Genomic DNA, 24675 nt, shown 5'->3' on the forward strand with positions numbered 1-24675 from the left:
GGGGTGACAGGCGCCCGGCCGCCCCCGAAAAATCGGCGATGCCCCTCGCAGGGCGGCGCCCATAATAGCAGAGCCGGGAAGATTCCCGGCTCTGGATTTCATGCATTTCAGGGGTGCAGTTCACACTATCAGGGCAGCATGCTCACCAGCACCGGCGCAGCGTCCGGCTGGAAGTCCACCGACATCATCACGCTCAGGCAAGTAATGGTGACGATGGAGAACATGAACAGCTTGCGCGCCCAGAGGGAGTCGTCCACCGCCGCCTTGTAGCCCGACAGCGCCATCCCCAGCCACCAGACGCTCACCGCGGTGGCCACCACCAGATACTTGTACCCGGCGTAGCCGCCGAGGAACAGCATCAGGGTCGGCACCATGAACGCCAGGATGTAGAGGGTGATGTGGAGCTTGGCCACCGGGATCCCCTTCACCACCGGCAACACCGGGATGTTGGCGGCCTGGTAGTCCTTGAAGCGGAAGATGGCGATCGCATAGGAGTGCGGCATCTGCCACAGGCTGAAGATCGCCAGCAGGATCAGGGCCCCCGAGTCGAACTGCCCGCTCACCGCGCAGTAGCCGATGACCGGCGGCGCGGCGCCGGAGAGGCTGCCGACCAGGGTGCCATAGACCGAGTGGCGCTTCATGTAGAGGCTGTAGACCCCCACATAAACCAGGAAGCCCAGCACCGCCAGCAAGGCGGCCAACGGATTGGCCGCAAAGTAGAGCAGTGCAATGCCCGCAACGCCCAGCGCCGTCGCATACCAGAGGGAGACACCGGGGGCGATGAGCCCCCGCACCAGGGCGCGGTTCTTGGTGCGCTCCATGATGCAGTCGATGTCCCGGTCGATGTAGTTGTTGAACACGCAACCGGAGGCCACCACCAGTGACACCCCCACCATGGTCAGGATGAACAGGGGCACATCCAGGCTCCCCTTCGAGGCCAGCAGGAATCCCCCGATAACCGAGATGAGGTTGCCGAAGATGATGCCCGGCTTGGTCACTTGCAGGTATTGCTTCATCATCATCAACCCGCTCAGTGAACCATCATGTTGATGTTGAGGTTGTACATGATCCACAGGGAACCCACGACCACGATGGCGATGATGAGCACGGTAAAGACCAGTGCCACCAGGTTCCAGCGCTCCTCGGAGGAGGTGTTCATGTGCAGGAAGTAGACCAGGTGTACGAAGATCTGCACCACCGCCATGGCCACCACGGTGCCGAGCACCACGGCGTGGGAGGCGGAGCCGTCCATCACCATCCAGAACGGCACGGCGGTCAGGATGAGTGACAGCACGAAACCGATCATGTAGGACTTGACGCTGCCGTGGCTGGCGCCGTGATTGTCAACGGAATGACTCATTTACATGACCCCCATCAGATAGACCACGGTGAAGACGCAGATCCATACCACGTCGAGGAAGTGCCAGAACAGGCTCAGGCACATCAGGCGAGTGCGGTTGCGCTCGGTCAGCCCCTTCTTGGTGATCGACACCATCATCACGATGATCCAGACCAGGCCGCTGGTCACGTGGATACCGTGGGTCCCCACCAGGGTGAAGAAGGCAGAGAGGAAGCCGCTGCGATCCGGGCCCGCCTCGTGCACGATCAGGTGATGGAACTCGTAGATTTCCATCGCGATGAAGCCGGCACCCAGCAGGAAGGTGACGAACAGCCAGGTGTTGACCGCCGCGACCTTGTTCTTGTTCATGGCCAGCATGCCGAACCCGAAGGTGATGGAGCTCAGCAGCAGCAGCATGGTTTCGGCGAACACGAACGGCAGTTCGAAGATGTCCTTGCCGGTGGGGCCGCCGGCAGTGCCGTTGACCAGGACCGCATAGGTCGCGAACAGGGTCGCGAACAGGATGCAGTCACTCATCAGGTAGATCCAGAAACCGAATACCTTGGTGGCACCGGCATCGTGGTGCCCATCCTCATGGGCACCGTGAGAGTGATGTAGTACGTCAGTCGCCATGGAATTAAGCCACCTTGTTGATGTTGTCGAAATGCTGACCTTCGATGCGCTCGATCTCGTCAACCTGTACGTAGTAGTCCACATCGTCGTTGAAGCTGTGGATGATCCAGGTGGCGATCATGCCGATGAAGCCGGCGATGGCCATCCACCAGATGTGCCAGATCATGGCAAAGCCGAACACCACGCTGAAGGCGGCGATGATGACACCGGCACCGGAGTTCTTCGGCATGTGGATGGGGGCATACTGGGCAGGCTTCTTGTAAGCGCTGCCGTCAGCCTTGGCTTCCCAGAAGGCGTCCAGACCGGTGACCTTCGGCTCGATGGCGAAGTTGTAGAACGGCGGCGGAGAGGACGTCGCCCACTCCAGGGTACGGCCACCCCAGGGATCGCCGGTCAGGTCGCGGTTCTTCTCGCGGTCGCGGATGCTGACCACGATCTGGATGACCTGGCACAGCACGCCCAGGGCAATCAGACCGGCGCCGCAGGCGGCGACCACCAGCCAGCCGTGGAACTCGGGATCGATGTTCTGGCTGACGCGACGGGTCATGCCCATGAAGCCCAGCACGTAGAGCGGCATGAAGGCCACGAAGAAGCCGGTGATCCAGCACCAGAAGGCTCGCTTGCCCCAGACGTCATCCAGCTTGAAGCCGAACGCTTTCGGGAACCAGTAGGTGATACCGGCGAAGCAGCCGAACACCACGCCGCCGATGATGACGTTGTGGAAGTGGGCGATGAGGAACAGGCTGTTGTGCAGCACGAAGTTGGCGGCCGGCACGGAGAGCAGTACCCCGGTCATGCCACCCACGGTGAAGGTGATGATGAAGCCGACGGTCCACAGCATGGGCGAGGTGAACTCGATGCGACCCCGGTACATGGTGAACAGCCAGTTGAAGATCTTCACCCCGGTCGGGATGGAGATGATCATGGTGGTGATGCCGAAGAAGGCATTCACGTTGGCGCCGGACCCCATGGTGAAGAAGTGGTGCAGCCAGACGATGAACGACAGCACGGTGATCGCCACGGTCGCCCACACCAGGGAGGTATAACCGAACAGCTTCTTCTTGCAGAAGGTCGCTACCACTTCGGAGAAGATCCCGAACACCGGCAGCACCAGGATGTACACCTCGGGGTGACCCCAGGCCCAGATCAGGTTGATGTACATCATCATGTTGCCACCCATGTCATTGGTAAAGAAATGGGTACCCAGGTAGCGGTCTGCGGTGAGCAGGGCGATGGTGACGGTCAGGATCGGGAAGGAGGCAATGATCAGGATGTTGGCACACAGGGCGGTCCAGGTGAAGACCGGCAGGCGCATCATGGTCATGCCAGGGGCACGCATACGGATGATGGTGGCGAAGAAGTTCACGCCGGTCAGCAGGGTCCCCAGACCCGAAATCTGCAGACTCCATATCCAGTAATCGACCCCGACCCCGGGACTGAACTCCAGCCCCGACAAGGGCGGATAGGCCAGCCAGCCGGTCTGGGCGAATTCACCGACCCCGAGGGAGACGTTGATCAGCACCACGGCCGCGGCGGTGAACCAGAAGCTCAGGTTGTTCAGGAAGGGGAAGGCCACGTCACGGGCACCGATTTGCAGCGGCACCACGATGTTCATCAGACCGATCACCAGCGGCATGGCCACGAAGAAGATCATGATGACGCCGTGGGCGGTGAAAATCTGGTCGTAGTGGTGCGCATTCAGGTAGCCTTCGCCACCGCCGGAGGCGATGACCTGCTGGCCACGCATCAGCACGGCGTCGGCAAAGCCACGCAGCAGCATGACCATGCCCAGAATGAGATACATGATACCGAGGCGTTTGTGGTCGACCGAGGTCAGCCACTCTTTCCACAGATATTGCCACTTGCCGTAGTAAGTGATGAGACCGGCGATGGCCAGGCCCCCCAGAATGATACCGGCTATCGTGACCATGATGATGGGTTCATGGTACGGAATAGCCTCGAGTGTCAATTTTCCAAACATCGATTATTCCTCGGATCCTGCTTTCACACTCTTGTCGGCCGACATGGCCATGTGTCCGGCATGGGCGTCATGGTTCATGGCCTGGTTCTCCATGGCGTCCTCTTGCGAGGCCTCATGGTTCATCCCTTCGTGGTCCATGGCACCCGCTTTCGGGGCGGCGTCATGGTTCATGGCCTCGTGGTTCATGCCCTCGTGATCCGCGGAGCCCGCAGCCGGGGTGGCGTGACCACCATGGGACATGCCGCCCATGAACTTGTTGATGATGTTGACGAACAGCTTGGGATCGGCGCTGGCGAAGTACTCCACCGGGTGGTTTTCGCTCTTCTTGGCCAAGGCATTGAACTCATCCATGGTGCTCAGGGCCTTGGAAGAGGCCTTCACCTTGGCTACCCAGGCGTCGAAACCGGCTTGGTCCTGGGTCGCGATGGCCTTGAACTTCATGCCGGAGAAACCGGCACCGCTGTAACCGCCGGAGATGCCCTTGTACTCGCCCGCTTCGTTGGCAATCAGGTGCAGCTTGGTCTGCATGCCGGCCATGGCGTAGATCTGGCCGCCCAGTTGCGGGATGAAGAAGGAGTTCATCACGGTGTCGGAGGTCACCCGGAAGTTGACCGGGGTGTTGACCGGGAAGGCCAGCTCGTTGACCGACGCAATGCCCAGCTCCGGATAGACGAACAACCACTTCCAGTCCAGGGAAATGACATCCACCTGAACCGGTTTGACGTCCGATTCCAGCGGCTTGTAGGGGTCGAGGGAGTGGGAAGTTTTCCAGGTGATCACCGCCAGGATGACGATGATGATGACGGGTACAGTCCAGACGACTGCCTCAATCTTGTTGGAGTGGGCCCAGTCCGGCGCATAGGTGGCACTGGTGTTGGACGCCCGGTATTTGTAGGCGAACGCCACCGCCATGACAATCACGGGCACCACCACGATCAGCATCAAGCCGAGTGCGGTGAGTATCAGTGACTTCTGCTCCATACCGACCTGCCCCTTGGGGCTCATCAGTGCCATGTCGCAGCCACTCAGCAAGCTGGCGGTCGCGAGCAGCAGCAAAGCGCCCAAGCCCCTCTTCACATCAAAGAGTCTCATGCAATGTCCTCATCTTTTGAAGGCTTATTGGTATAAAAAAATGCAGCATTTTATTGCATCAGACCGGCATGTGAACAACATGAAAAATTAATCCCAAAAATGTTCAAAAGGTGATGGAAAGCGGTATCAGATGTTAATCCCTTGACAATGACCAATTTATTCAAGTTACACCGCGGCAATTCATCTTCCGTTAATCTCTCGCGCCACCAAAAGTGACCACCAATTAACCAAAAAGATCCATCTGGTCTGTTTTTAACCCGCCATTGCGATCAAAAAAGAGCCATACAGCCCCTTTTCGACTCACAGGTCATTTTTCCACACCTTGATCTGGATGGGTATTTTTCGGGGAAGATTAAAAAAATAATTAATCAAACGAATGTATGATTAACTTCCCGCCCCCCGACAACGGTCGCAACCCCTGGCGCCAGAAGGCACACTTCGTAACAAAACGGGCCCTTGTGCGGGCCCGTTGACAATCGTTTTCTCTCCCTCCCTCGGAGTCGGAGTCAGGAGTGATCGTGTTCCATCCGGGTCGCCACGGCGATCCGGTTCCAGGCGTTGATGGTGACCACCTGCACCAGACACTGGGCCAGCAGGGTTTCTCCCAGTTGGGCCAGCGCCGCCTCATAGGTCTGCGTCGTGAGCCCCTTGTCGGCGATCAGGGTCACCTCGTCGGTCAGGGCCAGCACCGCCCGCTCCCGGGCGTCGAACAGCGGCGACTCCTGCCAGGCGGCCAGCGCCAGCAGACGCTGGGCACTCTCTCCGTGCTTCATCGCCACGTCGGCGTGCATCTCGATGCAGTAGGCGCAGCCGTTGATCATGGAGGCGCGGAGCTTGATGAGTTCCTTGAGCGACAGGGGAATGTCGGTGCCCCCGAGGTAGGACTCAAGGCCCATCATGGCCGAGACGGCGGCGGGCACCTGGTTGGCGAGCTGGATACGGTGTGACATGGCAAGACTCCTGTGATGGACCCCGGATGGGGCGGTGAGCTGATTGTTCACTTTTTCATTGTTGATTAGAATATCGTCATAACCTGCAACAGTTTTGCGTTTATCGCAAAGGTGAATCCATGCTGGATCGCATCCGCATCCTGGCCCAGGTGGTGGAATCGGGCAGTTTCTCCCGTGCCGCCCGCGCCCTCAACCAGGCCCCCTCCTCCGTGACCCGTGCCATCGACGCCCTGGAGCAGCAGCTCGGGATCCCGCTCTTCAAGCGCAGCACCCGCCAACTGGTGCTGACCGAGCAGGGCGCCTATTTTCTCGCCCGCTCCCTGCCCCTGCTGGAGGAGGCGGATCAGCTGGTGCAATCCCTGCAACCCCTCTCGGTGGCGCCAGAGGGGCCGCTGCGGGTCTCGGTGTTCGAGAGCTTCGGCGCGTCCTGGCTCTCTCCCCGCCTGCCCGACTTCCTCGCCCGCTACCCCGGGGTGCGCCTGGAGGTTGCGCTGGACAACCGCATGGTGGATCTCGATGCCGAGAACGTGGACGTGGCGGTGCGCATCGGCAAGCCCGCCGACAGCAGCCTGCACACTCGCCATCTGCTCACCAACCGCTCGCTGCTGGTCGCCTCCCCCGCCTATCTGGCCCGCCATGGCGAACCCGTCCATCCCGCCGAGCTGGCCCACCACAACTGCCTCATTCGCGGGCATGGGCGCCAACGCCAGCACTGGTACTTCCAGCAGGGCACGGAGCGCGAGAAGGTGGCGGTGCAGGGCAACCTTGCCTCGGTCGGGGGCACGCCCCTGCTCTGCGCCGCCCTCGCGGGGTGCGGCGTGCTGCTGCTGTCGAGCTGGATGGTGCAGCAAAGCATCGACGAGGGCACCCTGCTGCCGCTGCTGTCAGAGTGGCTCGCCTCCCCCTACGAGGATCGCCAGGACGAGATCCACGCGGTGTTTCGTGGCGGCCGCTTCCTCAAACCCCAGACCCGCGCCTTCATCGACTTTCTGGTCGAGGCGATCAGGCCCCTGCAAGGGCCGCGCTGACCGCAACAGGGCCTCCTGGCGAAACGCTGAAAACGCAGACGCCGGGCACAGGGCCCGGCGTCTGGAAATGAGGGTCGCCACGGCGACCGCTCAGCGTGATTTTCGCCCGTCAGGGCTTGGGGAGAGCCCCCGGTAATCCCCGTAGGGGAAGATGTTGCGCAGGCGCTGGGCCACGGGCTCGGGGATGGAGCGGGAGAAGACCAGCCTCACCCCGTTGCCGTCCCGCAAGCCCAGGATGCGCCCGCGCACCGGCTCATGGTGCAGGATCTGGGTCGCCTGGGTCACAAAGCGCGGCGGCACCGAGCCCCGCTTCACCACCACCTTGCCCGGCGCGAGCCGGACCTCGAACAGGGCGCCGCGCCCCAGCGTCATCAACCACCCGATCAGGGCTATCGCCACCAACAGAGACAACCAGGCCATTGCGTCTTCCTCCCGTCAACCCGATGTTCGCCAGTATAACCGGGGGCGCCTCACCATGACCCGGCCGCCATCACGCTTTCACTCACTGCCGGGCCTTATCGGCGCCCCTTGCCCCAGGCCACCAGGGTATCCCGATAGAGGGCGAGCAGGGCCTGATCCCGCACCGCGATCCCGACCTGCTGGGCCGGGCAGTCGGCCCACTCGTCATGGGGATGGCGGGTGTCGTCAAATTTTTGCAGGGTATGGCCGATGGCGGGCCCCTCGGTGATGACCCGCACCGGCCCCTTGCGCAGGGTGAACAGCGCAGGATCGATCACATAGGCGATGGCGGAGGGATCGTGCACATGGCACCCCGCCATGCCGATGCGCTCGGAATAGAAGCGCAGGTAGAAGCGGCTGACATCCCACAGGAAGCGGCCCGGCTCCCCCGCATCGTCCCGCAGGGCATCCAGATAGTCGGCGGTGAAGATGCTCTGCTGGGTGACGTCGAGCCCGATGATCACCAGGGGCCAGGGGGCGGTGAAGACCCGGTCCGCCGCATCGGGATCGTCGTGGATATTGGCCTCGGCATAGGGGGTCACGTTGCCGCGATGGCCGTTGACGCCAAAGGCGCCGCCCATCACGACCACTTCTTTCACCAGGGCGGCTACCTCGGGGGCCGCCTCGAGCGCCAGCGCCAGGTTGGTGAGGGGCCCGATGGTCACCAGGGTGATCTCGCCGGGATGGGCCTTCACCGTCTCGACGATGTATTGCCAGGCCGGGCGGGGATCCGGGATGAGGGTCACCTCCCCCGCCTGGACGTCGCCAAACCCGCTCGGGCCGTGCACCACCGTCGTCGGGCCCACGGGCTCGCGCAGCAGCGGCGCGGCGGCGCCCCGGGCCACGTCCGCCTTCATGCCATATTTTTGCTTGAGCCAGAGGGCGTTGCGGGTGCCGTTTTCGATGGTGGCATTGCCAAACACAGTGGTGATGGCGAGCAATTCGATGGCAGGGTGCGCCTCGGCAAACAGAATGGCCATAGCATCGTCGATGCCGGGATCGGTATCCAGAATGATCTTGTGGGTCATGGGTCCTCCGTGAAACGAGCTGCCAGTGTAGCGGGCCGTCGCCGCTTTGACAGCACCGGGATCACAACCTCGGGGTTTCCTTTGCATCAGGCATGCTGGCGGGACCACTCGCCCTTTGGGTCAGGGCAGGGTTACTCGGAAGGGGCGACCACGGCCTCCTCTCCCCTGGCGGTGCGTTTCAGTTGCCCCATGAATTGCTTGAAATGGGGGAGAAACCCCTTGAACAGCTCCTCTTTGCGATGCTGCATCATGACTTCACCAAACAGCTTCAACCCGACGATAAACGCCTGATGTTCCTGCTCCGACATGGCCAGCTTCCCCTTGCTGAGCGCCAGGATGGCAAAGATGTCGTCGTGATTCTGGCAGTCGAACTGCAACGGGGGCACCTCGCGGTCCAGCGACTGGACCTGTACACGATAGGTGTGTGGCATCTTTCATCTCCTCTCGGGCTGGGCTTTTGCCCATATGGTTGATAAAATCAATTAAACCCTTTTAAGTTGACTTTATCAACCATGAAGTTGTCAAACCGCCTCTTCCGGATCCTCGATCAGTACAAAATCGCCATGACGCAGCATTTCCGGGCACAGCAGATCGCCCTTAGCCCCCTCCATTACAAGGTGCTGCAACTGATCCATGCGCTGGATCCCGCCACGCCGCAGCTCATCGCGCAGCGGTCGGGCCGCGACAAGGCGCAGGTGACGCGCCTGCTGCAGGAGATGGAGAAACAGGGGCTCATCGAGAAGCGGCCCCATCCCACTGACAGACGCAGCATCTGTCTGGCCTTGACCCCGCTGGCCTGCGAGCGGGTCAACCAGGGGGAGCAGGAGGCCGCACGGCTCGACGAACGGCTGTGTTCCCTGCTGACGCCGGCGGAGATAGCGCAGTTGCAGCAACTGCTGGACAAGATAGAAAAAGGGCTTGAGTCGACCGATTAGGGTCAGCGTCAGGGGGGCCGCTGCCTGATTTGTGGCCAACCAGCGCGGCCTGTGCTGGCGGCGCCTTGTGAGCCACTCCCGGAGATGGTATCACTGGCCCCACTCTCCCCTTCCCGCCGAGGCGCCATCGTGATCACCCTGATTAAAGAGTCCGACCAGTTGAAAATGCCCTGGAAGAACAGGCAGGGCACCACGGCCCAGATCCTGATCTCCCCCCCTGGTTCGACCCTGGACAAGCTCGACTTTGACTACCGGCTGAGCTCGGCCCCCATCAAGGAAGCGGGGAGTTTCTCACGCTTTCCCGGCTACCAGCGCATCCTGCTGCCCGTCAGCGGTGCCGGTTTCGTGCTCAACGGCCACCCCTACGCCACCTTCGAGGCAGCCCACTTCAGCGGGGATGACGAGACCCGCTGCGAGCTGCTGAAAAAAGAGGTGACGGATCTCGGGCTCATCTACCACCCGGCGCGCATCAGCGCCAACGTGCGGGTGCTGAACCTGCCCTTCCCCCTCAGCCTCACCCTGGAGGCGGACAAGTGCTACCTCTGCCACCTGCTGGAGGGCCAGCTCACCGTGCAGGGGCAACAGGTCGCACCGGGAGAGACCCTGGTGGTGCGAGGGGAGGAGAGCATCCGCTTCGAGTGCGGGAAGAAGACCACCCTCGCCTTCTTTACCCTGCAGCCCAAGCAAGCCGCCGTTTAACGCCGGGGGGCACGGCCCCCGCTGTCGAGGCAGGCCTGCATGGTGTCATAGGGGGTATAGTGCCTGGTGCGGCTGTAGTAGGTGCCGCCCTTGGGGTGACAGATGCCGCTCCGGCTCTTCTTCACCGGGGGCTCGGCGGCCAGCGCCATGGCACACAACAGCATAAGGCAACAGCCAAGCATCCATTTCACTGCGTTCATGCTCTCTTTTCCGAAGGGGCGTAGGCGGGCCACTGGCCCATTTGCGGCCTATTCTACGCCGCTCATCCCCTTGCCACCCCAGACCAGATCATGAAAGCACCGCGACGCAGCGCAAGCGAAGACAAAAAAGCCGGGACCCTCCCGGCTTTTGTTTGTGCTGGCGGCGACACAGTCCTTGGCACTACCCCACCTTGAAGGCCCCCTTCATCAGGGCGAAGTGGCCCGGGAAGGAGCAGAAGAAGGTGAGATCCTTGCCCGCCAGGCCGTCGGTCTTGAAGGTGACGCTGGTGCTCTCGCCGCCCCCCACCAGCTTGGTGTGGGCCAGGATCCTGGGGTCATCCTTGGGCAGGTAGTCGTGATCGACCCCGGCGCTCATGCCGGCGGTGGCGATGGCCTGATAGTCGGCGGTGTTGGCCAGCACCCAGTTGTGGCCCATGTTGGCCACCGGCAGCTTGCCCGTGTGATTGAGGGTCACCGTTACCTCCTTGCAGGTGGCCGGCACGCTCATCGCCGTCTGGTTGAACTGCATGGCGTCATTGCCTTCGATCACCAGTGCGCACTCGTCGGCCAGGACCGGGGTGGCGAGGGAGCCAAGAAGCAGCAGGGTTAACACCTTTTTCATCACGTTCTCCTTTGATTGACGAAGGATGACAGCACAGGCATCTCGCCCCCGTGGGCGAGACCCGCAAAGATGCTGTCAGGATCGATCTTCATTGTATTCAAATGTCACCGAAGGACGACCGCTTTTGGGCCAGCCTGCGGGCCCGGTCACTTCTTTTCTCCCGACCCCGGGCCCAAAGCGGGTTGATCAAATTCCCCTCCAGCTTAATTATTTGCGGCCTTCCCGCCCACGGCCACTCGCCAACACCACAGCCGTTGGCTAAGCTGCTCCCCCGTCGATGACTCCCGCGAGAATGAGAGATGAAGTTCCCCTTTGCGCCTGCGCTGGCGCGCACCCTGCTGCTCTCCCTGATCCTGCTGCTTGGCGCCTGCCAGCCGGCCCCAACCCAGACCCGCATCCAGGGCAACACCATGGGCACCTATTATGCGGTGACCCTGAGCGACCCCTTCCCCGGCGGACAGGGGGCACTGCAACAGGAGGTGGAGGCGCTGCTGGCACGCCTGAACAAGGAGATCTCCACCTATGATCCGGGCTCCCTCATCTCCCGCTTCAATCAGGGAACGGGGCAGCCCCCCCAGGTCATCCCGGCCACCATGGCGAAGATTGTGCAACAGGGGATTGACGCCGGGCACCTCACCCGGGGGGTTCTCGATGTCACCGTGGGCCCCCTGGTCAATCTGTGGGGATTCGGGCCGGACAAGCGCCCGGTCAGGCGGCCCGGCGCAGAGCAGATCGCCAAGGCGCGGGAGCGGGTCGGCATCGACAAGCTCACCCTGACCCCCGAGGGGGATCACTTCCTGCTCGGCAAGGCCATCCCAGACCTCTATCTGGATCTCTCCACCCTGGGCGAGGGGGCGGCCTCCGACGAGATAGCCGGGCTGCTGGAGCAAAAAGGGGTCCACAACTACCTCATCGAGGTGGCGGGGGCGGTGCGCAGCAAGGGGCACAACGACAAGGGCAATCCCTGGCGGGTGGCCATCGTCGAGCCCTCTGACAGACCGGGCGCCATCGAGGACGTGGTGACCCCGAGCGGCATGGCGGTGAGCACCGCCGGCAGCTATCGCAACTATTACGAGCTCGACGGCAAGCGCTACTCCCACATCATCGATCCTGCCACCGGCGAGCCCGTGACCCACAAGCTGGTCTCCGCCACCGTCATCACCCCCACGGCCCTGGAGGCCGATGCCCTCGACACCGCCCTCATGGTGATGGGCCCCGAGCGGGCGATGGCCTTTGCCAGGGAGCACAAGCTGGCGGTCTATCTCATCGAGAAGACCGCCACGGGCTTTGCCGCCAGCCACACCCCCGAGTTTGCCCCCTATCTGGTGCGCAAGCAGCCCTGAATGACGAGGCCCCGCAGTGCGGGGCCTCGTTCACTGACCGCCTATTCGATGGGGATGCGGTGGGGCGCGGGGCTGGCCGCCTGCTTGGGCAGGCGCAGGGTGAGGATGCCGTTGTCAAAGCGGGCGCTCACCTGCTCTGGCGACACCTCCACCGGCAGCTCGACGCTGCGCGACACGCTGCCATAGTAGCGCTCGCTGCGCAGGGCCCGTTCATCCTTGTTCTGGCTGTCAAACTGGCGGATCTCCGCCTTCAGGGTCACCAGCTTGCCGTGCACGTCCACGTGGATGTCCTCCTTCGCCACCCCGGGCAATTCCGCCTGCAGCAGGTAGTCATCCCCGCTCTCCCGCAGATCCAGCTTGATCTGGCCGGGCAACGAGTCCCCGTGCAGGGGGCGGATGTAGAAGCCGGAGGCCATGTCGTGGAACAGGTCATCAAACAGGCTGGTGCGACTTGGTAGCAAACTCATCTGATCCCTCCTTGTGAGCGGGCAAGGGAGCAGACGGGCACTCTGCCCTCTGTTGCCTCCCGCATGCTGACGCTCTTCAAGTCTAAAAACCGGGACAGCGCCTGCCAGTGCCAACTCGCCTTCCCTTGACCGGGATCAAAGGCAAGACACCCTTTTTTCACCCAAGGTCTGCGGGAAAAACCGGGGCCCCTCCCCATGTGCAATTGCCTGCCTGCGGACTTTGGTGGCACACTTCTCCCACCAGCCCGTAGCGCCTTGATGCCAGACAGATGCAGACACCGGACTCCGTACCCGAGAAGAAACCCCAGCCCAAGCCCAAGCGCATCCTGCTGGTCAACGAACAGCGTTCCTTCCAGATGATGATGAAGGCGATGCTGATCAACATCGGCATCAACCGCATCACCTACACCAACTCCGCCGACGAGGCGCGCCGCCGCTGCCAGAAAGAGAGCTTCGACATCTATCTGCTCGACTATGAGCTGGGGGCGGGCGAGAACGGCCGCCAGTTGCTGGAAAGCCTGCGGGATCAGCAACTCATTCCGCCCCAAAGCGTGGTGATCATGGTCAGCAGCGACGGCTCCCGCGCCATGGTGCTGAGCGCGCTGGAAGCCGAGCCCGACGAATACCTGATGAAGCCCTTCTCCCAGGAGCAGTTCTCGTTTCGTCTCAAACGTGCCCTCGCCCGTCGCCAGGCGCTGGAGAGCGTCTTCAGCGCCCTCACCCGGGACGATCTGCCCGCCCTGGTGGAGGCCTGTGCCAAACAGGCGGACGCGGTGCCCCGCTTTGCCAACTTCTGCCGCTGCCTGCAGGCCGATACCCAGCTCAAGCTGGGCCAGGCCAAGGAGGCCCGCAGCCTGATGCGCCAGCTGCTGGCGGGGCAGGAGAACAGCTGGGCTCGCCTCACCCTGGGCAAGGCGTGCCATACCCTGGGTCTGCACGAGGAGGCGGTGAGCCACCTGCAAGCCACCCTGAAACACACCCCCCTGATGGTGGAGGCTTACCTCTGGCTCGCGGAGTCCCTGCTGGCGCTGGGCAATGACGAGCAGGCCCAGCAGGAGCTGCGCCGGGCGGTGGACATCTCTCCCCAGTCGGTGCAGCTCTCCCGCCGTCTGGCGGAGGTGTGCCTGCAACGGCACGACTACGCCCAGGCAAAGGACGTGCTGCTCGCCCTCATCGACTTGTCGCGCAACTCGATCCACCGCACGCCGCATTATCTCGGGGCCTATATCCAGACCCTTACCCTCTATGCCCTCAACAGCAACGACGGCTACCACATCGCCAACCTGCAAAAGCAGGTGAACTCCGCCCTGTCGCGCATCCGCGACTCCCTGATGATGTCGGAGTTCAACTACCCGGTGTTCGAGCAGATCTGCCAGGCCCGGGTGCGCATCGCCCTGGGGGAGCTGCTCAAGGGCAAGAAGATGCTCTATCGCGCCAACCAGAACTGGCTGGACGAGCCCGCCACCATGCCTCCGGCCCTCCTTGGCGAGACCATACTCGCCCTCTATCAGCTCGGGGAGTTCGAGTACGCCGAGAGCCTGCAACCCCTGCTGGCGGAGGATGAGGATCGGCTGCTCACCACCTGCATCCAGGTGACCCGGGATGACAAGACGGTGCAGGAGCGGCGCCAGCGCTATCAGCAGCTCAACGATCTGGGCATCAAGGCCTATCAGGCCGGGGAGCTGGAGCAGGCCCTCGGCCACTTTCGCGAGGCCCTGCGCCGGGCGCCCGCCAATACCGGGGCCGCCCTCAACAAGATCCAGGTGCTGCTGCAACTCATGCAGAAGAACCGCAAGAGCCCGGAGTTTGGCGCCGAGTGCAAGGAGACCCTGGAGGTGCTGGAGGGCATCCCCCTCAACCCCGCCCAGCAGGAACGTTTTCGCAAGCTGCGCCAGGAATATCATCAGCACAGCTGAATCCCCCTCCTCCCCTCACCTATGCTGATACTGACTCAGGGAAGGGAGGGGCAACACCATGGCAATGTGCCGATACCTGGTGGCCGATGGCCGCCACTGCACCGAAGAGGCAGAGGATCATGATCTCTGCCGCTGGCACGACCCCGCTGCGGCCCACAACACCCCTGATACCGCCGAGGCGCTGGAGCGCTATGTGCGCCAGGGAGGCCTGTGCCACGGCCTGCAACTGGCCCGCGCCGAGCTGGCGGATCTCAACCTGGTGAACAGGCAGGGTCCGGAGGGATTCTTGCTGGAGCAGTGCAACCTCTATCGCGCCAACCTGCGAGGTGCCCATCTCTACGGCATTCGCATCAAGGGCGGCAGCCTGATGAAGGCCGATCTGAGCGAAGCGAACCTCCACTGCGCCACCCTCGACGACGTCAACCTGCTCGGCATCCGCTGGAAGAACACCCGCCTCGACAACCTGGAGACGGGCAAGCGGCTGATGCAGGACAGAAAGGGGCGCCGCGAGCGGGACCCGGCGCAGGCCCGCGTCTGGTTCAAGGAGGCGGAGGAGACCTACCGGGATCTGCGCAAGGCCTCGGAGGCCCAGGGCATCTTCACCATGTCCGGTCGCTACATCCAGCAGGAGCTCACCATGCGCCGCCTGCAGATGCCGTTCTGGTCCTACCGCCGCTTCGCCTCCTGGATAGTGGATCTCTTCTGCGGCTACGGCGAGGCCCCCATGCGGGTGGTACTCTTCTCCCTGCTGCTCATCGTCATCTGCAGCATTTTTTACTTCTTCTGCGGCCTCAACTTCGCGGGCACCCACCTCATCTATCGCCCGGACGCTCCTCTGGAGCAGAACACCATCTTCCTGATGGAGTGCCTCTACTACAGCGTGGTGACCTTCACCACGCTGGGGTATGGGGACTTCACCCCGGTGGGATTGTCGCGGATCTTTGCCGCCTTCGAAGCCTTTACCGGCAGCTTCACGCTGGCACTGTTCGTGGTGGTGTTTGTCAAGAAGATGACCCGCTAGAAACCTGTCCACGATCTTGCTGGGAAGCCGCTTCCAAGGCTCATGTGCTGCTCGCTTATGTGTCGCCAGGCGCTCTCATGTATACATATACACTCAGGTTCCTCTGCTGCGCGTCACCTTGCTGACAGACTCACGCGACAGATCGTGAACAGATTACCGAGCCGCTGCGCCAGTCACAGTCCCCGAACTTGCATCCATCGCGGATTCCTAGTCCAATAAGCGACGAACAAAAACGACATGAGCACCCCGAACATGAAGATCATCTCTTTCAATATCAATGGCCTGCGCGCCCGTCTTCATCAGTTGCAAGCCCTTATCGACAAGCACCAGCCGGACGTGATCGGCCTGCAGGAGATCAAGGTGCACGACGAAGCCTTCCCGGTCGCGGATGTGGAGGCCATGGGTTACCACGTGGTCTTCCACGGCCAGAAGGGGCACTACGGGGTCGCCATCATGAGCAAGCAGGCTCCCATCGAGGTGCAAAAGGGCTTCCCCACCGATCCGGAAGATGCCCAGCGCCGCATGATCATGGCCAGCTTCAAGCGGGAAGACGGCTCCGTCATCAAGGTGATGAACGGCTACTTCCCCCAGGGGGAGAGCCAGGATCACGAGACCAAGTTCCCGGCCAAGCAGAAGTTCTATGAAGACCTGCAGCACTACCTCGAGACCCACCACACCCCGGACGACCAGATTGCGCTGATCGGGGATATGAACATCTCCCCCACGGATCTCGACATCGGCATCGGCGAGGCGAACCGCAAGCGCTGGCTGCGGGATGGCAAGTGCTCCTTCCTGCCCATCGAGCGGGAATGGATGGAGCGCCTGAAAGGCTTCGGGTTGACCGACACCTTCCGCGCCGCCAACCCCACCGAGTGCGAGCGCTTCTCCTGGTTCGACTACCGCTCCAGGGGCTTTGACGAGAACCGGGGCCTGCGCATCGACCTCATCATGGCCTCCGACGCCCTCAAGGACAAAGTGACCGAGACCGGCATCGACTACGAGCTGCGCGGCATCGACAAGCCCTCGGATCACGCCCCCATCTGGACCTGCTTCGCCTGATCCCCACGCCAGGCTAGCCCTCGCCAAAAGAACCTGCCCCCGCCCATGCGGGGGCTTTTTCTGTTCACTGCCCCGCCCTTTCTTAATCCATGTCAATTCCCAGGCAGACGGCGCTTGCCAGGCCTTGACCTTCTCCTTTCGGCAAGGTTTAGATTCGGCCCATCCGTCACAGGGAAACCACCCATGCTCTCATCGAGATTGCCCACCACGTTCATCGCCCGGCTGTTGCTGGGGCTGATGCTCGTCTGCAATCTCACCCTGTGCATCGGCTGGCATGGGGCGGCCACCGCCCTGCCAAGCAGTGCATCCGCATCCATCCTGACTCCGGCGCAGTCCCCTTTGTCTCATGGACGGCACCAGAGCGAGCCGATGCAGCACACCGCCATGCACCAGGCCGACACAGCTTCCCTCTCCTGCCACGGCGGCCCCCTGAGTGAGGCGGCCCCGCCCGGGGAGGAGTGCCAGATGCAGAGCGGCCTCTTCGGCGCCACCAGTGCGCCGCCCCTGCTCGGCCTGCTGCTGTCACTGCTGCTTCCCCTGCTGTTGCTCCCTTCGTGGCGCCTCGCCCCCCTGCTGGACAACTGGTTGCGGGATCTCTTCCTGCGCCTGCGTGGTGCCCACCCTCCCTCCTGGCCGCGCCGACACCTGATGCTGTCGGTGCTGCGCCACTAGAAAGCGCTTCTCTCGCGGCAACAGCACGCCTCGGCTTGCCCGTTTTCTGCCGCCTTGCCTGACCCTGCGCCCTGGCCAAACCGGCCCGCTCGCAGGGAGCCGTGCGCGCTGATACAGCTGCGCCCCGTTTGCCGCCTCATGGTGATGCCCTGCCCGCGCGCACCACCACACTGGCGGCCTGACAGAAGAGAAGAGATACCATGTCATCCACCCCCGTTACCCGGTCTGCCTGTGCGCAGCCGTGCCAGCCCTCCCTTCGCCTCCCGCGCGCCGGAGGCTTGTCATGAACAAGACGCTGTTGATGTCCGCCCTGCTGCTGGCCCTCGGTGCCGGTGGCGGCTACTGGGCCGCCAAACAGACCTCCGCTGGCACTGCAGCCAAGGAGAAGACGCCCCTTTACTGGGTCAACCCCATGGATCCCCGCGACAAGCGCGATGCCCCCGCCAAGGACAACATGGGGATGGACTTCATCCCCGTCTATGAGGAAAAACAGGGCGGCTCACCGGGCACCGTCACCATCAGCCCCGAGATCCAGCAGAACCTGGGGGTGCGGCTCGCCAAGGTGGAGAAGCTCCCCATCCACCAGCAGATCGAGACGGTGGGCTATATCGGCTATGACGAGGACAAGCTGGAGGCGGTCAACGCCCGCATGGCGGGCTGGATCCGCACCCTCGCCATCAAGAGCGAGGGGCAGCAGGTGAGCAAGGGGAGCCTTATTTACGAGCTCTACGCCCCGGATCTGGTCAACGCCCAGCACGAGTATCTGCTCGCCCTCAACACCGCCAATCCACTGCTGCTGCGCGCCGCCGAGGGCAAGCTCAAATCTCTGCAGGTACCGGCTGATCAGATTGCGGCCCTCAAGCGCACCCGTCAGGTGCAGGAGACTGTGCGCATCTATGCCCCCAGCAGCGGTTATGTCTCCGAGCTGAAGGTGCGCGAGGGCCAGTATGTGGAGCCCGCCGCAGCGCTCTTTAACATCAGTACCCTCAAGCAGGTGTGGGTGAGCGCCGAGGTGTTCGAACGTCAGGCCGCCCAGCTGAAGGTGGGCGATCCGGTCACCATGACCCTCGACTATGCCCCCGGTCGCAGTTGGCAAGGTAAGGTGGATTACCTCTACCCGACTCTGGATGCTGCCACCCGCACCCTCAAGGTGCGGCTGCGCTTCGCCAACCCGGACGAGTTCCTGAAACCCAATATGTTTGCCAAGGTGACCATTCAGGCGGGCAAGGGAGAGCCGCAACTGGTGGTGCCGAGCGAAGCGGTGATCCGCACCGGCAGCCAGGACAGGCTGGTGCTGGCACTGGGGGATGGCAGCTTCAAGTCGGTCGCTGTCACCCTGGGCCCCCAGTTTGGCGACAAGGTCGCCATCAAGGCAGGGGTAGAGGCTGGGGATAACATCGTCAGCTCGGCCCAGTTCCTGCTCGACTCCGAGTCGGCCATCGATTCGGACTTCCAGCGCATGACGGCGGTACGCCCCGCCCAGGTGTGGACTCAGGGCGAGGTTGAAAGCATCGATCTGGCCAACCGCACCCTGATGGTCTCCCACCAGCCCATCCCCGAGTGGCAGTGGCCCGCCATGGAGATGGAGTTCACCGTCGCCGAAGGGGTCAATATCAGCAAGCTGGCCGAGGGACAGACCCTGCACCTGCAAGTAATGCAGGAGGGGGATGAGTACCGCATCACCAGCATCCATCAGGAGAAGGCCCCCGCCACTGACGGCGACGCCAAGCCTGCGGCAGGTGAGATGGGCAAGATGGAAGGCATGGACCATAGCCAGCGTCAGATGGCGATGCCCGAGATGGAGAAGAAGTCATGATCCCTGCCATCATTCGCTACCTGACAGGCAACCGCTCTTCGCTCTCTGCACCCAATGAGCAAGGAGCCCAATCATGATCCCTTCCATCATTCGCTGGTCCATCGGCAACCGCTTTCTGGTGCTGCTGTTGACCCTCATGCTCACCGCTTGGGGGCTCTGGTCGGTCAAGCAAACCCCGGTGGATGCCCTGCCGGATCTCTCCGACGTGCAGGTGATCATCAAGACGGCCTATCCGGGCCAGGCACCTCAGGTGGTGGAGGATCAGGTGACCTACCCGCTCACCACCGCCATGCTGGCGGTGCCGGGGGCCACCACGGTGCGCGGCTACTCCTTCTTCGGCGACTCCTTCGTCTATGTGCTGTTTGACGACAACACCGACCTTTACTGGGCCCGCGCCCGGGTGCTGGAGTATTTGAGTCAGGTGGCCCCCAATCTGCCCACCTCCGCCCGCCCCCAACTCGGCCCCGATGCTACCGGGGTGGGCTGGGTCTATCAGTACGCGCTGGTGGACAAAACCGGCAAGCATGATCTCAGCGAGCTCACCTCCCTGCAGAACTGGTTCCTCAAGTACGAGTTGCAGACGGTGGACGGGGTCTCCGAAGTCGCCACCGTGGGCGGCATGGTGCGCCAGTATCAGGTGCGGGTCGACCCGGACAAGCTGCGCGCCTACGGCATCCCGCTTTCCCTTATCGAGACAGCCATCAAGCAGGGCAATCAGGAGACAGGCGCCTCCGTCATCGAGATGGCGGAAGCGGAGTACATGGTGCGCTCCAACGGCTATCTGAAAAGCGTGGAGGACTTAAAACAGATTCCCCTCGGCACCACTGTGCGCGGTGCCCCGCTGCTGCTGGGTGACGTGGCGGATGTAGTCACCGGCCCCCAGAGCCGGCGCGGTCTGGCCGAGCTCAATGGCGAAGGGGAAGTTGTGGGCGGCATTATCGTGATGCGCTATGGCGAGAATGCCCAGCACACCATCGACGGGGTCAAGGCGCGGCTCGCCCAGCTGAAGAGCAGCCTGCCGGAAGGAGTAGAGATCGTCACCGTCTACGATCGCTCCGACCTTATCCAGCGAGCCATCGACAACCTCTCCGGCAAGCTGGTGGAGGAGTTCGCGGTGGTGGTGCTGGTCTGCCTCGCCTTCCTGTTCCACCTGCGCTCGTCGCTGGTGGTGGTCATCTCCCTCCCTATTGCGATTTTGACCGCCTTTATCGTGATGCACCTGCAGGGGATCAACGCCAACATCATGTCGCTGGGCGGCATCGCTATCGCCATCGGCGCCATGGTCGATGGTGCCATCGTGATGATCGAGAACGTCCACAAACACATGGAGCGGGAGGCGCTCACCGACAAGAACCGCTGGCGCATCATCACCGAGGCGAGCATCGAGGTGGGGCCCGCCATCTTCTTCTCCCTGCTCATCATCACCATCAGCTTCCTGCCGGTGTTCGCGCTGGAGGCGCAGGAGGGGCGGATGTTCCACCCCCTCGCCTACACCAAGACCTATGCCATGGCGGCGGCGGCCGGGCTCGCCATCACGCTGGTACCGGTGATCATGGGTTACTTCATCCGTGGCAAGGTGCTGGCGGAGCAGGCCAACCCGCTCAACCGCTGGCTGAGCCAGGGCTATGTGCCACTGCTGAAAGCCGTCTTGGCTCGTCCGAAAACCACCCTGGCCATCGCCGCCGTGGTGACTGTGGCGGGCTTCTGGCCGCTCAAGTACCTGGGCTCTGAGTTCATACCGCCGCTCGATGAGGGGGACATCATGTACATGCCCACCACGGCGGCCAATATCTCAGTGGGCAAGGCGCGGGAGATTTTGCAGCAGACCGACAAGCTCATTCGTACCGTGCCCGAGGTGCAGAACGTGTTCGGCAAGGCGGGGCGCGCCGAATCGGCCACCGACCCCGCCGATCTGGTGATGATGGAGACCAGCATCCAGCTCAAGCCCCGCGATCAGTGGCGACCCGGCATGACCCCGGAAAAGCTCAAGGAGGAGCTGGATTCCCTCATCCGCTTCCCCGGTCTCACCAACGCCTGGGTGCCCCCCATCAAGACCCGCATCGACATGCTGGCCACCGGCATCAAGACCCCGGTCGGCATCAAGATTGCGGGGCCCGATCTCAAGGTGATCCAGCAGCTCGGCCAGCAGCTGGAACAGATCATCGGCAAGGTGGAGGGCGCCTCATCGGTCTACGCCGAGCGGGTAGCGGGCGGCCGCTATGTGAAGGTGGACATAGACCGGCTCAAGGCGGCCCGCTACGGCCTCAATATCGCCGACGTGCAGGCGGTGCTCGCCACCGCAGTGGGCGGCATGGAGGTGGGCCAGACCATCGAGGGGCGCGAGCGTTACCCCATCAACCTGCGCTACCCCCAGAGCTATCGCGACTCGGTGGCGAGCCTGGAGCTGCTGCCGGTGGTCACTCCGAGTGGCGCTCGTATCGCCCTGGCGGACGTGGCCCGGGTCTACATCAGCGACGAGGCCCCCATGCTGCGCAGTGAAAACGCGCGCCTCAACGGCTGGGTCTACGTCGACATTCGTGGCCGTGACATCGGCTCCTTCGTCGATGAAGCCAAGGCCGAGGTGGGTAAGCAGCTGGTGCTGCCAGCGGGCTACGCCCTCACCTGGTCCGGTCAGTTCGAATACATGGAGCGGGCCAAGGCGCGCCTCGCCTACGTGGTGCCGCTCACGGTCGCCATCATAGTGCTGCTGCTCTATCTGGCGTTTCGCCACGTTCAGGAGGTGCTGCTCATTCTCACCACCTTGCCGCTGGCGGTGGTGGGCGGGATCTGGACCCTCTGGCTGCTCGACTTCAACCTGTCAGTCGCCGTAGGGGTGGGCTTTATCGCCTTGGCGGGGGTGGCGGTGGAGACAGGCGTCTTGATGCTGGTCTACCTCAACCACGCCTGGGATGACCTCGTCGCCTGCGGCAAGCCGGACCAGGCGGGCCTGCACCGGGCAGTGATCCACGGCGCCGCCCTGCGCCTGCGCCCCAAAATGATGACGGTGGTGACCATCATCGCGGGCCTTCTGCCCATCATGTGGAGCCACGGCACCGGCTCCGAGGTGATGCAGCGCATCGCCGCCCCCATGATTGGCGGCATGGTGAGCGCCTTAGGTCTGACCCTCTTGGTGCTGCCCGCCGCCTATTACCTGTGGCGTAGCCGCAGCCTTGGCAAGACCGAAACCCGGCAAGCCGATTGACCCGACTTCACCACCGACTTTGAATAAACGACGAGGAAAAGATCATGAATTACAAGACGTTGACCCTGACATTGCTGCTCGGCCTTGCCACCAACACCAGCCTGCAGGCCGAGGAGATGATGAACCACCAGGGGCACGACATGGCGCAAATGGAGGGGATGAACCATGAGGGCCACGACATGGCCGCCATGCAAACCGAGCAGACCCTGATCAAGGGGACCATCACCCGCCTCGATGCCGCGAGCGGCAAGGTCGGGATCAAGCACGAGGCGATCGACAACCTCAAGATGCCCGCCATGACCATGGTCTTTCGGGTGGCTGATCCAGCCCTGCTCAAGGATCTGAAGGTGGGGGATGCGGTGCGCTTTCACGCCGAGAACCCGGCCGGCAAGCTCACCGTGACCGCCATCCAGAAACAGTAAGCGGAGTCATTTCAATAAAGACGGCGGGATCATCCGCCGTCTTTATTTATGACATCACAAGATGTGGCTCTTTCAGCCACGAATATGCGCGATAAAGGCGTCGATCTGTTCGCGGGTGCAGGCGGGGTTCATAAAGACCGCCTTCTCGCCGGCGATGTAGGAGTACTTGCCGCGCTCGTCGTATTCCGAGTGCGCCACCGCCTCCACCCAGTTGGTGTAGAGCCCCACCTTGCCGCGTCCCTTGAACAGGCTGCGGTGGTAGTCGGTGTTGCGTGCCAGCCGCGCCTTGTAGGCCGCATCCGGGCTGCGGGCCAGCTCGAAGGCGAATTCGGCTTCCGGGTCCTGCACCCACTCGGGGTTGTAGATCTTGAAGCCGACACTGGGCCCCTGATTCTCCTGGGCCACCAGCTTGACGTTGCCGAGCTGGCTTAACCGGAAGCGGAAGTAGTTGGCGTTTTGCAGGCAGTGGGCCAGCACGGTGCGATACCCCTCCACCCCCAGGTAGTTGAGGGCCGCATAGGCACCGAACAGGCCGCTAGCCCCACGGGAGCACTCGATGGTGGATTGCAGGTGGGTCTGACCCTGGATGTCCCGCTCAAAGTAGGAGAAGTTCTCCGGATCGTTCTCCATCGCCTTGAGATCGCTCTGCTCTTTTATCATCACCAGGCTGGAGGTGTAGGGCACATAGCCCCACTTCTGGAAGTCCACGGTGAAGGAGTCGGCGTATCTGAGCTCGGCGAAGCGGCTCACGTTGCGCTCGATCCCCGCCAGGGTGGCGGCGTTGATGGCGAGCGGGTTGGCAGCAAAGTCGTAATCCAGGAAGAAGATCATCGACCAGCCGATGGCGGCGTCCACGTGGATGTGGGGCCTGACCGCCACCTCGAAGCGCTCGCAGAGGCGATCCCGCAGCTCGACCACGGGTTTGACCCTATCCACCCCGAAGGTGTCGGTGGTGCCCATGGTGAGCATGATGGTGGGCACCACGTGATGAAGGGCAAAGCAGGCGGTCAGGGTACGCTCGAGGTGGTCGAGATCGATGTCGTTGTTCTCGCCGACCTGGATGCGGATGGTCTTGTTCTCGATGTCCACCCCGAGCAGGGAGAGGTTGGTGATGTTGGAGTAGTGACCGCCCTGGGAGTTGATGATGCGGTAGTCCTGATAATGGCCTAGCCCCTTGTGCTTGGCCTGTGGCAGGCTCTTGCGGATGCCGAGCAGGTAGCCGTAGAGGTTACAAAACGTCCCTCCCTGGGTGAAGATGCCGGTGGCGCGGGCCGGGTCATAACCCGCCAGCAGCGCTATCTGGCGCACCACCTTCTTCTCCAGCTCCTCCGCCACCCCGGCGTATTCGGAGTAGACCAGGTTGGGGTTGGCCAATATGCCCATCTGGGCGCCATAGATGGCGGGATCCGCCGACATGGTGATGACGTTCTCGACGCTGGAGGGGTTCTCCCAATCCTTTGACAAGGCGCCGGCAAACAGCAGCTCGGCCATGGGCTCCCCCGGGGTGCGCATGGTGGCTGGCACCGGCATGGTTTCGCAGAGATCCGCGAGGCGGGCGCGACCATCGGGCCAGGCATTGAGCCGCGCATCCGGCGCAAGTCCACGGGCGCGAAACTCGTTGAGGGTGGCAAAGCCGGGCTCGCGAAAGACCGGCCAGAGGTCGGGGTTGCGGGAGAAGAAGTGGGCTTTGACGGCGGCAAAACGGCGGGCGAATTCGGGGGAGACGGCGTTGACGCCCTCATCTTTCAGATAGACCAAGTGATTCATTTTTATACCATTGATACTGCTGAG

23 protein-coding genes and 1 pseudogene are annotated in these 24675 nt (G+C 62.7%); 11 read left to right on the forward strand and 13 right to left on the reverse strand.

What is annotated here, in order from left to right:
- Positions 1-128 precede the first annotated feature (128 nt).
- From cyoE to AB5Y47_RS06105, 6 genes and pseudogenes are all read right to left on the reverse strand, one after another.
- Entirely contained in the window at positions 129-1022 is an 894-nt protein-coding gene (gene cyoE, locus AB5Y47_RS06080) for a heme o synthase (RefSeq protein WP_010673685.1), read from the reverse strand.
- A gap of 8 nt (positions 1023-1030) precedes the next feature.
- Positions 1031-1360 carry a cytochrome o ubiquinol oxidase subunit IV gene (locus tag AB5Y47_RS06085; protein WP_010673684.1) on the reverse strand — a complete coding sequence of 110 codons (330 nt, stop codon included), beginning with the start codon at positions 1358-1360 and terminating at the stop codon, positions 1031-1033.
- Positions 1361-2008, reverse strand: a pseudogene (locus tag AB5Y47_RS06090) (cytochrome o ubiquinol oxidase subunit III); the annotation flags it as partial.
- Entirely contained in the window at positions 1977-3953 is a 1977-nt protein-coding gene (cyoB, locus tag AB5Y47_RS06095; RefSeq protein ID WP_041211612.1) for a cytochrome o ubiquinol oxidase subunit I, read from the reverse strand. The gene cyoB and the pseudogene AB5Y47_RS06090, both read right to left, overlap by 32 nt.
- Positions 3954-3956: 3 nt before the next feature.
- Positions 3957-5045 (reverse strand): cytochrome o ubiquinol oxidase subunit II, encoded by a 1089-nt coding sequence (gene cyoA, locus AB5Y47_RS06100; protein WP_080767819.1) that lies wholly within the window; start codon positions 5043-5045, stop codon positions 3957-3959.
- A 506-nt stretch (positions 5046-5551) separates the two neighbouring features.
- The gene (locus tag AB5Y47_RS06105; RefSeq protein ID WP_010673680.1) at positions 5552-5995 is read right to left on the reverse strand and encodes a carboxymuconolactone decarboxylase family protein; all 444 of its coding nucleotides are present in this window, start codon (positions 5993-5995) and stop codon (positions 5552-5554) included.
- A 119-nt stretch (positions 5996-6114) separates the two neighbouring features.
- Here AB5Y47_RS06105 and AB5Y47_RS06110 point away from each other — a divergent pair, with 119 nt between their 5' ends.
- Positions 6115-7023, forward strand: coding sequence for a LysR family transcriptional regulator (locus AB5Y47_RS06110; protein WP_368220013.1), 909 nt, complete (start codon positions 6115-6117; stop codon positions 7021-7023).
- A 90-nt stretch (positions 7024-7113) separates the two neighbouring features.
- Here AB5Y47_RS06110 and AB5Y47_RS06115 read toward each other — a convergent pair whose 3' ends face one another.
- From AB5Y47_RS06115 to AB5Y47_RS06125, 3 genes are all read right to left on the reverse strand, one after another.
- Entirely contained in the window at positions 7114-7443 is a 330-nt protein-coding gene (locus AB5Y47_RS06115) for a DUF3634 family protein (RefSeq protein ID WP_039039207.1), read from the reverse strand.
- Positions 7444-7538: 95 nt separating this feature from the next.
- Complete coding sequence (locus AB5Y47_RS06120) at positions 7539-8510, reverse strand: nucleoside hydrolase (RefSeq protein WP_239053847.1); 972 nt, start codon at positions 8508-8510, stop codon at positions 7539-7541.
- Positions 8511-8641: 131 nt separating this feature from the next.
- Entirely contained in the window at positions 8642-8941 is a 300-nt protein-coding gene (locus AB5Y47_RS06125) for a DUF3861 domain-containing protein (RefSeq protein WP_042881651.1), read from the reverse strand.
- Between the two features lie 81 nt (positions 8942-9022).
- On the opposite strand from AB5Y47_RS06125, the gene AB5Y47_RS06130 reads away from it, so the two are divergent.
- Positions 9023-9445: a MarR family winged helix-turn-helix transcriptional regulator gene (locus AB5Y47_RS06130; protein WP_050498310.1), complete on the forward strand. Its 423-nt coding sequence runs from the start codon at positions 9023-9025 to the stop codon at positions 9443-9445.
- 129 nt (positions 9446-9574) lie between these two features.
- Positions 9575-10144: a HutD family protein gene (locus AB5Y47_RS06135; RefSeq protein ID WP_324041967.1), complete on the forward strand. Its 570-nt coding sequence runs from the start codon at positions 9575-9577 to the stop codon at positions 10142-10144.
- Here AB5Y47_RS06135 and AB5Y47_RS06140 read toward each other — a convergent pair.
- Both AB5Y47_RS06140 and azu read right to left on the reverse strand, forming a co-directional pair.
- A complete protein-coding gene (locus AB5Y47_RS06140; protein ID WP_103244534.1) occupies positions 10141-10344 on the reverse strand; it encodes a hypothetical protein in 204 nt (67 codons plus the stop codon). The two genes, AB5Y47_RS06135 and AB5Y47_RS06140, sit on opposite strands and share 4 nt — an antisense overlap.
- A gap of 181 nt (positions 10345-10525) precedes the next feature.
- Positions 10526-10966: an azurin gene (azu, locus tag AB5Y47_RS06145; protein WP_010673672.1), complete on the reverse strand. Its 441-nt coding sequence runs from the start codon at positions 10964-10966 to the stop codon at positions 10526-10528.
- 299 nt (positions 10967-11265) lie between these two features.
- On the opposite strand from azu, the gene AB5Y47_RS06150 reads away from it, so the two are divergent.
- Positions 11266-12309, forward strand: coding sequence for an FAD:protein FMN transferase (locus AB5Y47_RS06150; RefSeq protein ID WP_113725082.1), 1044 nt, complete (start codon positions 11266-11268; stop codon positions 12307-12309).
- A 41-nt stretch (positions 12310-12350) separates the two neighbouring features.
- On the opposite strand, the gene AB5Y47_RS06155 is transcribed toward AB5Y47_RS06150, so the two are convergent.
- On the reverse strand, positions 12351-12776 hold the full coding sequence (locus AB5Y47_RS06155; RefSeq protein WP_368220014.1) for an Hsp20/alpha crystallin family protein: 426 nt from the start codon (positions 12774-12776) through the stop codon (positions 12351-12353).
- 269 nt (positions 12777-13045) lie between these two features.
- Between AB5Y47_RS06155 and AB5Y47_RS06160 the strand changes: the two genes are divergently transcribed.
- The 7 genes from AB5Y47_RS06160 (at position 13046) to AB5Y47_RS06190 (ending at position 22884) form a co-directional block, all read left to right on the forward strand.
- Entirely contained in the window at positions 13046-14692 is a 1647-nt protein-coding gene (locus AB5Y47_RS06160; protein ID WP_010673669.1) for a response regulator, read from the forward strand.
- Between the two features lie 58 nt (positions 14693-14750).
- Positions 14751-15713, forward strand: a complete 963-nt coding sequence (locus tag AB5Y47_RS06165) for an ion channel (RefSeq protein WP_368220015.1) — start codon at positions 14751-14753, stop codon at positions 15711-15713.
- Between the two features lie 252 nt (positions 15714-15965).
- Positions 15966-16772, forward strand: coding sequence for an exodeoxyribonuclease III (xthA, locus tag AB5Y47_RS06170; protein WP_010673667.1), 807 nt, complete (start codon positions 15966-15968; stop codon positions 16770-16772).
- A 183-nt stretch (positions 16773-16955) separates the two neighbouring features.
- The gene (locus AB5Y47_RS06175) at positions 16956-17444 is read left to right on the forward strand and encodes a hypothetical protein (RefSeq protein WP_368220016.1); all 489 of its coding nucleotides are present in this window, start codon (positions 16956-16958) and stop codon (positions 17442-17444) included.
- A 283-nt stretch (positions 17445-17727) separates the two neighbouring features.
- Positions 17728-19260: an efflux RND transporter periplasmic adaptor subunit gene (locus AB5Y47_RS06180; RefSeq protein WP_368220017.1), complete on the forward strand. Its 1533-nt coding sequence runs from the start codon at positions 17728-17730 to the stop codon at positions 19258-19260.
- A 73-nt stretch (positions 19261-19333) separates the two neighbouring features.
- A complete protein-coding gene (locus tag AB5Y47_RS06185) occupies positions 19334-22462 on the forward strand; it encodes an efflux RND transporter permease subunit (protein ID WP_368220018.1) in 3129 nt (1042 codons plus the stop codon).
- Positions 22463-22506: 44 nt separating this feature from the next.
- Positions 22507-22884 carry a copper-binding protein gene (locus tag AB5Y47_RS06190; protein WP_263309183.1) on the forward strand — a complete coding sequence of 126 codons (378 nt, stop codon included), beginning with the start codon at positions 22507-22509 and terminating at the stop codon, positions 22882-22884.
- Positions 22885-22956: 72 nt separating this feature from the next.
- On the opposite strand, the gene AB5Y47_RS06195 is transcribed toward AB5Y47_RS06190, so the two are convergent.
- Positions 22957-24651 (reverse strand): pyridoxal-dependent decarboxylase, encoded by a 1695-nt coding sequence (locus tag AB5Y47_RS06195; RefSeq protein WP_263309182.1) that lies wholly within the window; start codon positions 24649-24651, stop codon positions 22957-22959.
- Positions 24652-24675 lie beyond the last annotated feature (24 nt).

It is taken from the genome of Aeromonas sp. R7-2 (genome assembly GCF_040908105.1).
GTDB classification, from domain to species: domain Bacteria; phylum Pseudomonadota; class Gammaproteobacteria; order Enterobacterales; family Aeromonadaceae; genus Aeromonas; species Aeromonas caviae.